Below are 12,897 nucleotides of genomic sequence, written 5' to 3' on the forward strand. Positions count from 1 at the left end.
ATAGATATATGCATATGATGAGGAATGCCCTACATGGCGAATGACAACCAAAATCAAGTCTTAGACGAACAAACTGATGTAGTAGACGAAAAGTCTACCAAACGCGTGCGCAAATCAAAGCCAAAGGCGACTGAAGGTGGTTCTACTGCAAGCTTATTTGGTATTGAACCTTATCAGCCTAAAAAGAATGAAGAATACATGTCTGAAGGGCAACTTGAGCATTTCCGCCACATCTTATTGGCGTGGAAAGCTGAGTTAATGTCAGAAGTAGACCGTACTTTGAATACCATGCAAGACGAAAATACTGCGCTTCCAGATGTGAACGACCGTGCAACGCAAGAAGAAGAATTTGCGATTGAACTTCGTACACGTGACCGTGAACGTAAACTGATCCGTAAAATTGAACAGTCAATTGAAGCGATCAAAAATGATGACTACGGTTTCTGTGAAACGTGTGGTATCGAAATTGGTTTACGTCGCTTAGAAGCGCGTCCAACAGCGACTTTATGTATCGACTGCAAAACACTTGCAGAGATCAAAGAGAAGCAAAATAACGGTTAATTCTGTGTTGAGTAATTCCTCTCTAGCCCTCCCTTTAGATAAGGGAGGGAAAGTTGCAGAGCATTACGTGGGCCGGTTTGCGCCATCGCCAACCGGCCCTTTGCATTTTGGCTCTTTAATTACAGCAGTCGCAAGCTACTGTGATGCCCGTGCCCATCAGGGGCAATGGGTGGTTCGTATCGAAGATACCGACATTCCACGTATATTTCCCGGCAGCGAAGAACACATCTTACGTTGTATTGATGCATTTCAATTCGAACCAGATGCCGAGATCATTTTCCAAAAAGACCGCCTCGAAATTTATGAGCAAGTCATTACGCATTTGCATGCACAACGCTTGGTCTATGCTTGTCAATGCACCCGAAAAATGCTTGGTTCGAATCATATCTATCAAGGCACATGTCGCAATCTCGGCCTTCCCCTTCAGGATCAGGCCATTCGAATCAAAGTCGATGCACAGAACATTTGTTTTACCGACCGCTTACAAGGGACGCATTGCTCGAATCTGCAACAGGATTTGGGTGACTTTGTCTTAAAACGCCGTGATGGCATTATCAATTATCAACTTGCTGTCGTGGTTGATGACTACCTACAAGGGATGACCCATGTTGTACGTGGGGCTGATCTTTTGGACAATACCGAACGTCAAATTTGGCTCGGACAGGTTTTGGGTTATCCGCGCCTTGAATACATGCACTTGCCATTAGCAATGAATAATCAGGGACAAAAACTGTCAAAACAGAATATGGCTCAAGCTCTTGATTTAAACCAAGCGGCACCTTTATTACAACAAGCATTGCAAGCCCTACACCAACCGCCAGTCGACTTGGATACGCCACGTATTATGCTACAACAGGCGATTGCGCAGTGGGATATTCAACAAATTCCCCATGGCACAGCATTGCCTCAAATCTATCAATAAACCCAAATATGGATCTAAGCCAATCACTCGATTTTCAATTGAATTATGCTTTAATAAAGTGATCAATCGACCATTGGAGAGCCTAATGTTTTTTATTTTTGGAGTTGGTCCGAAAACCAAAGTCATTGAAAAGAGCCAATTTACTTGCCCTGTCTGCCGCAGCAGAACTCAGTTTGAGTTGAAACAGCAACGTAATTATTTTTCTTTATTTTTTATTCCATTGATTCCACTATCTAAAGCCAAGGCGAGCTTTGTCAAATGTCTCCATTGTGGAACGGAGATGCCGGCCAGTGTACTCCACCATGCATCTCCCGATCCGCAACGAGATACCAATTTAGAAGCTTGATTCTTCTTTACTTGGGTTCACTTCTTTGGTCGTCGCATCGATCTTTAAGATCAGACTCACCATAACCGCACAGATAATCAGAGAAGATCCCCCATAACTAATAAACGGTAAGGTCAAACCCTTGGTTGGAAGCATGCCCATGTTCATGCCGGCATTCACCAAAATTTGCAGCAAGAAGATAATACTGATGCCATAAGCCAAGTAGCCTGCACGCAAGTATTGATGACGTAAAGCACGATGACCAATGCGAATACAGCAGACCAACATCACAAATGAAAGCGTCAATACGGTCAAAATCCCAAAGAAGCCAAATTCTTCACCCAAAACCGCCAACATGAAGTCGGTATGTGCCTCAGGTAAATACGACATTTTTTGAATACTATGACCTAATCCGACACCAAACCATTCACCGCGACCAAAAGCCATTAATGCATTTGATAACTGGTAGCCTGCACCTAGTGGATCATTCCATGGATTTGAGAACGACATCAATCGTTCTAAACGGTAGGGTTCAAATAAAATCAAGAACACAAAGGCCATGATGATCGCACCAAAGGCAATTGCGAACTGAATCAACGGTGCACCTGCGAGGAAGAATACCCCTAGCATAGTTAAGGCAATCACCACCGTCGCCCCTAAATCTGGCTCTGCCATGACTAAACCGACAGTTGCAGCCATAATCACTGCCAATCGTACCAAGCCCTTAATGTTATTGCGGACTTCTTCAGCACGTCGTACCACATAGTCCGCGGTAAATATCGCCATCATCACCTTGGCGACTTCGGATGCCTGTAAGGTAAAACCGGCAATACGAATCCAACGTTTAGAACCATTGACCTCTGTCCCGACAGCCAATACAGCAGCCAGTAAGATAATCGTGATAATCCATAAAAAGAAAGTGTTATTAAACCAAACATTCAACGGCACTTTATAGGCGATATAGGCGGCGGCGGCGGCGGCGGCAATCGAAATACCGTGTCGTGAAATGTAATGAAAGGCATTTTCATGCATGCGTTCTGCATAGGGCATAGATGCAGATGCCACCATGATCGAACCAATACACAACAATGCCAAAACACAGAACACCAGAACATTGCGCACGTTGACCTCGGCAGGTAACCGAGGAAGCCAACGCTCTACAACTTCATTTATTCTATTTATGGTCGTCTGAGCCAACCCAGCCATACAACTTTCCTTATCGTTCTTTTAAACGAGTGCATTCACACAATCAACAAATTGGTGTCCACGCTCACTGTAGCCTTTAAACATATCAAAACTTGCGCACGCTGGAGACAATAACACCACATCATTGGCTACCGCATTTTGTTGGCACAGCTCAACCGCTTGTTTCAAACTTTCAGCATGAATCAGCGTGGTTGTCCCTTTAATCGCTTTTTCAATAATTGGACGATCTTCACCAATCAATACCGCAACTTTGGCATATTTTGAAAGTGAATCACGCAGCGTAGTAAAGTCCTGCCCTTTGCCTTGACCACCTAAAATAATCGCCACTTTACCGCCTTTAGCTTCAATCGCAGCACCTAGACCATCAATCGCAGCTAAAGTCGCACCAATATTGGTGCCTTTAGAGTCATTATAATAACGAACACCATGCACTTCTTTGACAAATTCACAGCGGTGCTCTAAACCTTTAAATGTTTTCAAAGTTTCCAACATGCCTGCTAGTGGCAAACCAATCGCTTCACCCAAAGCTAAACATGCCAAGGCGTTTGCCACATTATGTGTCCCTTGGATATACATATCTGCACTTTTCAGTAAACGCTCACGACCACGTGCCAACCAAATTGTGCCATCAGTATCGCGTAAAATACCAAACTGATTCATATCTGGAGCATTTAGGCCAAAGCTTTGCATTGGGGTGACATCTGGAACCAATGGACGTGTTAATGAGTCATCACGGTTATACACCACTTTTTTCACCGCTTGGAAAATACGATGCTTCGCAGTGTGATAGCCCATCATATCGCCATGACGGTCCAAATGGTCTTCACTCATGTTCAATACAACAGCCACTTCTGCTGCCAAGTTCGACGTGGTTTCTAATTGAAAACTTGAAAGCTCTAAAACATAAAGCTCTGGATCATCTTTGGTGAGATCCAAAGCTGGACGACCCAAGTTACCACCCACTGCCACTTTTTTGCCTGCATCTGCTGCCATAAGACCAAATAAAGTCGTTACAGTACTTTTCGCATTCGAACCTGTAATCGCGACAATTGGCTTATCCGTCGCACGACGTAAAATTTGAATTTCTGAAACCACAGGAATGTTGGCTGCAATGGCCGCCTGAATTTGCGGTAATTTTGGATCTAGCCCCGGGCTGATAATAATTTCTTCTGCTTGGAGTAATAAATCTTGATCCAACTGACCGAAACTGGTTTGTACATCACTTGGAATTTGATCATAACCCGGTGGGACTGCTCGTGAATCGGTGACTGCAACGCGGTAGCCATGGCTATGTAAGAAATTCACTGCGGAAACACCAGAAATCCCTAATCCGGCAACAACCTTCAATCCACCACGCTGTATTAACATTTTCGCCCCATTTTTTGGTCGGTTTTTAAATCTGACAAAATGTTAGCACTTTGCTGTTTTGAATGCTTTTTATGTTTTCACTTTCTCGCAGTTTTTTTGTGTCCGCTCGTAAAAAACCGCCCATCTCGGGCGGTTTCTTCACGCAACGGGCGGTGAGCTTATTTCCACTTCACCGCTTGTACTTCAGCTTTTTTTGCAGATGAATTATCCGAAGCTGAACATCCACAACCGCCTGCACAGCCTGCTGCCATTTTTGGCTTTAACCATTTGGCTAGACTGTTCCAACCACGGTTTGCACAGTGCTCAGATAAAGTTGTGAAGACTGAGTTCGATGTTTTTGGAAATACCTTCTTAAACACCACGACAGCACTCCAAATCACCAATACCGCAATAATTATTGATTCAAGCATGTCTCTCTCCTTTGTTCAGCTTTTGCCATTCACAATTCACGATCCAAAATAGCGTGTTGCAATTTGATACGTGATGAATGCCATTAGATAAGCCAAACCAAATAAATAGATAGTCATGAAACTCACCGTTTTCAAGGAGCCAGTTTCACGTTTAACTGTCGCCAGTGTCGCCAAGCAATGTGGCGCATAAATAAACCACACCAATAATGATAGACCGGTTGCCAATGACCAACCCAATGACCCATCGCTACTAATTAAATTTGCCAGACCTTGAGACATGGCATCCTCATCTGTTGCAGACAAGGCATACACCGTACCCAATGCCGCTACAACAACTTCACGTGCCGCCATCGCTGGAATTAAGGCAATACAGATCTGCCAGTTAAACCCTAATGGTGCAAAAATCGGTTGTAATACATGCCCAAGCATACCTGCCAATGAATAATCAATATCCGGCAAGGTTGCGCCTTCTGGCGGTTGCGGGAAGGTACACAAGAACCATAACAAAATCGATAAAGCGAAAATGATGCCACCGACACGTTTCAAGAAAATCTTGGCACGGTCCAGTAAACCAATCCAAACACTCTTAATATCTGGGAAACGGTAGCTTGGAAGTTCCATCAATAAGGCATGCTGTGATTTATCTTTTTGGAAGAATTTCAGGACTGTTGCCACAATTAAGGCACTCACAATCCCTGCTGCATATAATGCAAATAGCACCAAGCCTTGTAAGTTAAAGACGCCCCAGACCATTTGCTGTGGAATAAATGCTGAGATCAGCAAGGCATAAACCGGTAAACGTGCCGAACAGGTCATCAATGGCGCCACTAAAATCGTTACCAGACGATCTCGGGGGTCTTGAATACTCCGAGTTGCCATGATGCCCGGTACAGCACAGGCAAAGCTCGACAGCAAAGGAATAAAAGCGCGACCACTCAGTCCGGCTTTAAACATCAGCTTATCTAGCAAGAATGCTGCACGTGGTAAATAACCTGATTCTTCTAAAACCAAAATAAAGAAGAATAAAATTAAAATCTGCGGCAAGAACACCACCACACCACCTGAACCCGCAATGATCCCATCAACCACCAAGCTGTTCAGTAGTGGATGTGAAATGTGTTCACCAACCAATTCACCGAACCAACCGAAGAAGGTTTCAATACCGTCCATAAACGGCGCAGCCCACGCAAACACCGCTTGGAAGATAATAAACATCATCACCGCTAAGGTAATTAAACCAAAGACTGGATGTAGAAAAATTTTATCGAGAAAGTCTGAGCGTTTATCTTCATGATCAACAAACACCACCACGTCTTTTAAAATTTGTTCAATTTTTTCGTGGTTAGTCCCAGAAAGATTGGTATCACTTAATGACGCATCTGGTTTTCTGAAGCCTTCGGCATCCAAAGCGCCCATTAAGTTTTCAATACCTGCATTACGTACAGCAACGGTTTCTACGACAGGCACCCCCAAACGCTGAGACAGCTTTTGGGTATTGATTTGCATGCCACGACGACGTGCTTCATCCATCATGTTGAGGACAAGTAAAATTGGACGACCCAAATCGATCATTTCCATGACCAAACCGAGGTGCAATTTTAAGTTTGTCGCATCAACTACACATAAAAAGACATCTTGATGCCCTTCTTCTGCAATTTTACCTTGCACGACATCACGCGTAATCGCTTCATCAGGACTCGTCGCTTCTAAGCTATACGTCCCCGGCAAATCCAAAACTCGAACAGATTTACCCGATGGCAAAGTAAATTGACCAACTTTACGCTCAACCGTTACTCCAGCATAGTTCGCAACTTTCTGACGTGTACCCGTTAAATGATTGAATAATGAAGTTTTACCACAGTTTGGATTACCAACGAGGGCAATACGTAACGCATCACTCATGCTGATGCCCCTTCCATTGCTATTTCCACTTTTTCAGCTTCTACTTTTCGCAGTGCGAAACGAGTAAACCCAACTTGAATTAAAATCGGGTCACCACCAAAAATACCTTTGGTAATCACCTGTACTTTTGTTCCGGGAACAAAACCCAAAGTCTCTAAACGGCTAGCGACTAAATCAGCCGGAGCATTGTTGCCATTCTGGTTACGATGTACCTTATGAATGACTGCGCTTTGTTTCACTTTCAAATCAGATAATCGCACGCAACTAACCCTAAAAAATTTTGAACATTATACAAACAAATGAGAATAATTAACAAATCGGATTCGATTTCAATTCTCATTTAACAATCTAGCATCGACACGACTATTTTTTTAAATTACATTGCATTAAACCATTGTGATTTCTTGGTTTAATTTCGAAAATGAGCGGCACATGTTAAATAAAAAACCACGTATTCCAACCCCAGTCCAAATTCCAGAATCACTCAGTTTTTTACACGGATATCGTGATCATTTAATAGCTCAAACCGTCAGTCCACACACTCGAAATGCATATTTATCTGATTTAATTCAATGCAGTGAGTGTCATATGCATGTCATGACTGATTGGAGCAGTGACGACATTTCAGATGTCTTGCTTAGTCTGACTAAACAAGGAAAAAGCCCTCGCTCGATCGCCCGCTCACTTTCTGCACTGCGTTCATTTTTCAAGTTCTTGCGTGAACAAAAAATACGCAGTGACAATCCTGTTGCAATCCATAAAACACCCAAATTGGGTCGTGCCCTACCAAAGGATTTATCTGAAGCAGATGTTGAAGCCCTGATTAATGCCCCAGACCTCAACACCGCATTGGGTCTACGTGATCGTGCCATGCTCGAAGTGCTGTATGCCTGTGGTTTACGTGTCTCTGAGTTATTAAATTTAAGATTAGAACTGATCAATCTTAAACAAGGCTATTTACGGATTACCGGTAAAGGCAATAAAGAACGTTTGGTCCCATTAGGACAAATGGCGGTGGAATGGATCGAGAAATATTTAGCTGAAGCACGTCCCGTCTTATACAAAAGCGCAACCGATGCTTTATTTCTCACTCAACTCGGTGGAATGATGAGTCGCCAAAACTTTTGGTACGCGATTAAACGCTATGCGCTCATTGCAGGTATTCAAGCCGAATTATCACCACATACCTTGCGTCATGCCTTTGCCACGCATTTGCTCAACCACGGTGCCGACTTACGTGTCGTGCAGATGCTGCTCGGCCACAGTGACTTGTCTACCACGCAAATTTATACCCATGTCGCGCAAGTTCGTATGCAAAAATTACATGCAGACTATCATCCAAGAGCTTAACGGCAGGAAATATCAGACCAAGAAGTTCTATCGTGCCCGATATTTTTTGCTATGCTTACTCACCTGTTTGATAAAGCTAAAAGAAAAGGGTTGTTTATGTTATTTACCCGTTCAAAAATTTTTCTCGCATCGACACTTGTTGCCAGTATGGCGTTAGTGGCTTGTTCTAATTCAAATAATGACGAAAAGAAAGACGCGACATTAACGGCAAGTACACCTGCAACTGGTGAAGCTTCGAATTTATCTGAACGTAATGCTCAGCAGCGTTTAATTGATACTTTGCAATCCAATCTGCAAAAAGCCAATATCAATGCCAAAGTCACTGGGGTGAAAGCGACTGAAGTTCCTAATTTGTTTTGGGTGAGTTTTGAAGGCATGCCTGCAGTCTATGCTACAGCTGATGGTAAATACATTTTCCAAGGCGACGTGGTTCGTTTGGGTGAAAAACAACTCTTTAATGTAGGCGATACGCTACAAGCAGACGCCAACAAAAAACTATTTGATCAATTAAAAACCGAAGACTTACTAATCTATAAAGCCAAAGGTAAAACCAAACACGTGGTTTATGTGTTTACCGATGTCAGCTGTCCTTATTGCCATAAGTTACATGAACAAATGGATGATATTAATGCCCGTGGCATTGAAGTCCGTTACATCGCTTGGCCACGTGGTGAACAACACATGCCAATGATGGAAACTATCTGGTGTAGCAAAGACCGTCGTGCCGCATTTGATAAAGCCATTGCCGGTGAGCAAATCGAGCCAGCATCATGTAAAAACCCAGTGCGCAGCATGTATGAAATGGGTCTAAATATTGGTGTGAATGGTACGCCAGCGATCTATAACGCAGAAGGCAAACACATCGGTGCTTACATGTCGGCTTCCGAACTTGAAAGTGCGCTTAAATAACTAATTTTTATAGGCTAAATGAATGTTTTTTATGGGTAGGAATAAAGTGATTTCTACCCTAGAGTCCGAACGTTTTTTTAGCTATGATCTAAACTCACTTAAAGCAATGATGAAATAAATGGAGTGTGACGTGAAACCAGTTCGTCTGGCAATCCTCGGTCTTGGTACTGTGGGTGGTGGTGCCCTTAAACTACTAAAAGAAAATGCTGCTGAGATTAAACGTCGCACCGGTCGTGAAATTGAAATTACCCATGTGGGTACGCGTCGCCCTCGTCCTGATTTAGAACTGCCTGCTTCAGTGAAGCAAAGTGCTGATTTATTGGATATCGTCCGTCAACCCGATGTAGACGTTGTGGTTGAAGTTATGGGCGGCATTCACCCTGCGTATGAAGTAATTCGTGAAGCAATCGTTCATGGCAAACAAGTGGTTACAGCCAACAAAGCTTTATTAGCTGAACACGGCAATGAATTATTTAAATTGGCCGATGATCATCACGTTCAGATTGCTTATGAAGCAGCTGTCGCAGGCGGTATCCCAATTATTAAAGTCCTCCGTGAAGGTTTGGCAGCCAATAAAATTGACTGGCTTGCAGGTATTATTAACGGTACAGGTAACTTTATCCTGACTGAAATGCGTGAAAAAGGTCGTGCCTTTGCAGACGTTCTCAAAGAAGCGCAAGAACTCGGTTATGCCGAAGCAGATCCAACTTTCGACGTCGAAGGAATCGATGCAGCGCACAAGTTAACATTGCTGGCTTCTATTGCTTTTGGTATCCCACTCCAGTTTAACAAAGTCTTCACTGAAGGCATCAGCAAAGTCACTGCGCAAGATGTCAAATATGCAGAAGACCTTGGTTTCCGTATTAAACATTTAGGTATTGCACGTCGTGCTGCAACGGGTATTGAGCTTCGTGTTCATCCAACGCTGATCCCTGAAGACCAACTGATTGCCAATGTAAATGGCGTTAAAAATGCTGTATTGGTTCAAGCCAATGCTGTTGGTCCAACGCTTTACTATGGCGCAGGCGCAGGTGCAGGCCCGACAGCATCAGCGGTGGTTGCTGACGTTGTCGATATTGTCCGTGACATCTCATATACCGAAGATGGCGCTGGTACAATTCCACAGCTTGCTTTTGAAGCACTGACCGATTTACCAATTCTTCCATGTGAAGAAATGACCACAGGATACTACATCCGTATTAATGCCGAAGATCAAACTGGCGTTCTTGCTGATGTCACTACGATTTTAAGCCGTGCAGGAATCAGCATCGATGCGATCATGCAACAGCCGCGCTTAAAAGACCTTATTCCTATCGTGATTCTGACTGATCCAGTCAAAGAATCTAAAATGGATGAAGCCCTTCAACAAATTCAAGCATTGCCTGTCATTCATGGCGAAATTGTACGAATTCGTTTAGAATCGCTTGATAATTAATCGGGTCGAGGGGAATATTTCAGTTCCTCTCGCCAAGCTCTACACACAATTGGAACATCATCATGTCTAATGCCAATCGTTATACTGGTTTAGTTGACCGCTATCGCGACCGTTTACCCGTATCTGCAACTACTCGCGCAATTTCTTTGGGCGAAGGTAATACGCCACTGATTAAGCTTGAGAACATTCCACGCATTATTGGCAAAAATGTTGAAATTTATGTGAAGTACGAGGGCTTAAACCCGACTGGTTCATTTAAAGACCGTGGTATGACCATGGCCGTAACAAAAGCAGTGGAAGCAGGCTCAAAAGCGATTATTTGTGCCTCTACAGGTAATACATCTGCTGCCGCAGCGGCTTATGCTGCACGTGCGGGTATTAAAGCATTTGTGCTCATCCCAGAAGGCAAAATTGCCATGGGTAAAATGGCACAAGCGATGATGTATGGCGCAGTAACGATGCAAATCCACGGTAACTTCGATGACGGTATGCGTCTTGTAAAAGAAGTTGCGGATCAAGCACCAGTTACGATTGTAAACTCAATCAACCCATACCGTCTGCAAGGTCAAAAAACCATTGCTTACGAAATCGTTGACGAATTAGGTCGTGCGCCAGATTACCACTGCCTACCTGTAGGTAATGCGGGTAACATCACAGCACACTGGATGGGTTATACCGAAGCTGTGGCGAATCAGCCTAAAGAAGAATTTGTACAAGTGGTTTATGATCCTGAAACTGATCAATTCACAGGTCCAAAACCTGCGGGTCTACCAACAATGGTGGGTTACCAAGCTGCTGGCGCGGCACCATTCCTACGCGGTGCACCTGTAGAAAACCCTGAAACTGTAGCAACTGCGATCCGTATTGGTAACCCACAAAGCTGGAACCATGCAAAAGCCGTAGTCCGCGACTCAGAAGGTTGGTTTGACGAACTTCAAGATGCTGAGATCTTAGAAGCACAGCGTCTATTGTCTATGTACGAAGGTGTATTCGTAGAACCTGCTTCTGCAGCGTCTATCGGTGGCGCGATTCGTGACATCAAAGCAGGTAAAATTGCTGAAGGTTCTGTGATCGTTTGTACTGTAACAGGTAACGGTCTAAAAGATCCTGACACTGCCATCAAGCAATGCCAAGATGCCGTGATGTTGTCAATTGATGCAACTATGGATCAAGTTCGTGATTCAATTCTGTCAAATATGTAATTTATATGCTGACTGAATAAAAAAAAGCCCTGCTCTTGCAGGGCTTTTTTTATATCTTGCATTCACTTCAGCATTTAAACGTTGAGTAAATCTAAATACTGAAAGAATGAAAAATCTGAAATCTTGTTAAATACGTTTTGGTAACTGGCTCGCCCAATTCATTAAACGAGTCGCATCATTGGTTCGTGCCACTGAAGAATCCGCACCCAATAACACCACCACCGCTGGACGGTTATTCAGTGTGGTATGCATCACAACACAGCGCCCTGCTTCATTAATAAATCCAGTTTTTGAAATATTAATATTCCAACCACCATTACGTACTAAAGCATTGGTATTGTTTGATTTCAACACGCGGTAGCCCAAATTAAAGTCATAACTTGGTGTGGTTGAAAATTGACGAATCAAACCATACTGCGAAGCGGTATTCACCAAAATCCCCAAGTCACGTGCCGAAGCGACATTGCCTGGGTGCAAGCCAGTCGATTCCATATAATGAGTCGAGTTCATCCCTAATGAGCGTGCTTTCGCATTCATCGCTGAAATAAATGCAGAACGACCACCTGGATAAGTACGTGCTAATGCCGAAGCCGCTGGGTTTTCAGATTTCATCAAAGCAAATAGCAAAGCTTCTGCGCGGTTCATACTGTCGCCAGCACGCAGCGTTGAACTTGAGCTTTTACAGCCTGAACATGAGAAATCAGACTGTTGTAAGGTAATCTTTTCAGACATGTTTAATCGGGCATCTGAAATCACTACTGCTGTCATGAGTTTGGTAATTGATGCAATCGGTAAAGCGGTATTGCTATTTTTGCTATATAGCACTTCACCAGTTTGACCATCCATAACCAGTGCTGCACGCGCATTTACAGAGGGCTGTCCTGCGTATTGATTGGTATCAATAATACGGACCGTTTTCGATGGTGCTGTCTGTACCACACCGCCTGTACTACGTACAGAAGTAGTCACTTTCGTCGATCCCTGAGGAGATGGCTCTTCAGCGCTATAAGACACGTCACCGTTGAGTAACTGGTTTGCATCTTCAGATGACCAGCTAATATTTGACTGCTGATTTGCAGCACTATTCATCACAATTTCAGCAGAACTGAAACTGCTCATACTGAATAAAATTGACATGCCCAAAACATGCATGAAGGATTTATTTAATTTTTTCACCATTGCTCACTCAACTCAGGATACTAAACATTTGCGCAAGACCAGCAATATGCCGTACATTGGTCACAACTACGAACATTTTTTGCTCACACATTGTGTATGAAGTTTTTCATTTCATATAAGAATAGGAT

Annotated in this window: 13 protein-coding genes; 7 read left to right on the forward strand and 6 right to left on the reverse strand. The window is 43.5% G+C overall.

The genetic code is table 11. The features are described from left to right. Window positions 1-33 precede the first annotated feature (33 nt). From dksA to FTU05_RS04380, 3 genes are all read left to right on the forward strand, one after another. Complete coding sequence (dksA, locus tag FTU05_RS04370; RefSeq protein WP_078189438.1) at window positions 34-561, forward strand: RNA polymerase-binding protein DksA; 528 nt, start codon at window positions 34-36, stop codon at window positions 559-561. Window positions 562-565: 4 nt separating this feature from the next. Further along, window positions 566-1,483: a tRNA glutamyl-Q(34) synthetase GluQRS gene (gluQRS, locus tag FTU05_RS04375; protein ID WP_373685262.1), complete on the forward strand. Its 918-nt coding sequence runs from the start codon at window positions 566-568 to the stop codon at window positions 1,481-1,483. Window positions 1,484-1,568: 85 nt separating this feature from the next. Continuing rightward, window positions 1,569-1,829: a zinc-ribbon domain-containing protein gene (locus FTU05_RS04380; RefSeq protein WP_180124106.1), complete on the forward strand. Its 261-nt coding sequence runs from the start codon at window positions 1,569-1,571 to the stop codon at window positions 1,827-1,829. Here FTU05_RS04380 and ftsW read toward each other — a convergent pair. From ftsW to FTU05_RS04405, 5 genes are all read right to left on the reverse strand, one after another. Further along, window positions 1,818-3,014, reverse strand: coding sequence for a putative lipid II flippase FtsW (gene ftsW, locus FTU05_RS04385; protein ID WP_111884862.1), 1,197 nt, complete (start codon window positions 3,012-3,014; stop codon window positions 1,818-1,820). The genes FTU05_RS04380 and ftsW overlap by 12 nt on opposite strands. Before the next feature lie 21 nt (window positions 3,015-3,035). Next, window positions 3,036-4,382, reverse strand: coding sequence for a UDP-N-acetylmuramoyl-L-alanine--D-glutamate ligase (murD, locus tag FTU05_RS04390; RefSeq protein WP_180164337.1), 1,347 nt, complete (start codon window positions 4,380-4,382; stop codon window positions 3,036-3,038). Window positions 4,383-4,540: 158 nt separating this feature from the next. Further along, window positions 4,541-4,792: a DUF6587 family protein gene (locus FTU05_RS04395; protein WP_180008057.1), complete on the reverse strand. Its 252-nt coding sequence runs from the start codon at window positions 4,790-4,792 to the stop codon at window positions 4,541-4,543. A gap of 36 nt (window positions 4,793-4,828) precedes the next feature. Further along, window positions 4,829-6,694, reverse strand: coding sequence for a ferrous iron transport protein B (gene feoB, locus FTU05_RS04400; protein ID WP_180164339.1), 1,866 nt, complete (start codon window positions 6,692-6,694; stop codon window positions 4,829-4,831). Next, window positions 6,691-6,954: a FeoA family protein gene (locus tag FTU05_RS04405; RefSeq protein ID WP_078189444.1), complete on the reverse strand. Its 264-nt coding sequence runs from the start codon at window positions 6,952-6,954 to the stop codon at window positions 6,691-6,693. Before FTU05_RS04405 ends, feoB begins: the two co-directional genes overlap by 4 nt. A 172-nt stretch (window positions 6,955-7,126) precedes the next feature. Between FTU05_RS04405 and xerD the strand changes: the two genes are divergently transcribed. The 4 genes from xerD (at window position 7,127) to thrC (ending at window position 11,590) form a co-directional block, all read left to right on the forward strand. Further along, entirely contained in the window at window positions 7,127-8,044 is a 918-nt protein-coding gene (gene xerD, locus FTU05_RS04410; RefSeq protein WP_180164340.1) for a site-specific tyrosine recombinase XerD, read from the forward strand. Between the two features lie 96 nt (window positions 8,045-8,140). Beyond that, window positions 8,141-8,953, forward strand: a complete 813-nt coding sequence (locus tag FTU05_RS04415; RefSeq protein ID WP_180010679.1) for a DsbC family protein — start codon at window positions 8,141-8,143, stop codon at window positions 8,951-8,953. Between the two features lie 130 nt (window positions 8,954-9,083). After that, complete coding sequence (locus FTU05_RS04420; RefSeq protein WP_180164343.1) at window positions 9,084-10,388, forward strand: homoserine dehydrogenase; 1,305 nt, start codon at window positions 9,084-9,086, stop codon at window positions 10,386-10,388. 62 nt (window positions 10,389-10,450) lie between these two features. After that, window positions 10,451-11,590, forward strand: a complete 1,140-nt coding sequence (thrC, locus tag FTU05_RS04425) for a threonine synthase (protein ID WP_078189447.1) — start codon at window positions 10,451-10,453, stop codon at window positions 11,588-11,590. 126 nt (window positions 11,591-11,716) lie between these two features. Here thrC and FTU05_RS04430 read toward each other — a convergent pair whose 3' ends face one another. Further along, window positions 11,717-12,766 (reverse strand): serine hydrolase, encoded by a 1,050-nt coding sequence (locus FTU05_RS04430; RefSeq protein WP_180004717.1) that lies wholly within the window; start codon window positions 12,764-12,766, stop codon window positions 11,717-11,719. Window positions 12,767-12,897 lie beyond the last annotated feature (131 nt).

Source organism: Acinetobacter sp. YH12049 (assembly GCF_013419875.1).
Classification (GTDB): domain Bacteria; phylum Pseudomonadota; class Gammaproteobacteria; order Pseudomonadales; family Moraxellaceae; genus Acinetobacter; species Acinetobacter amyesii.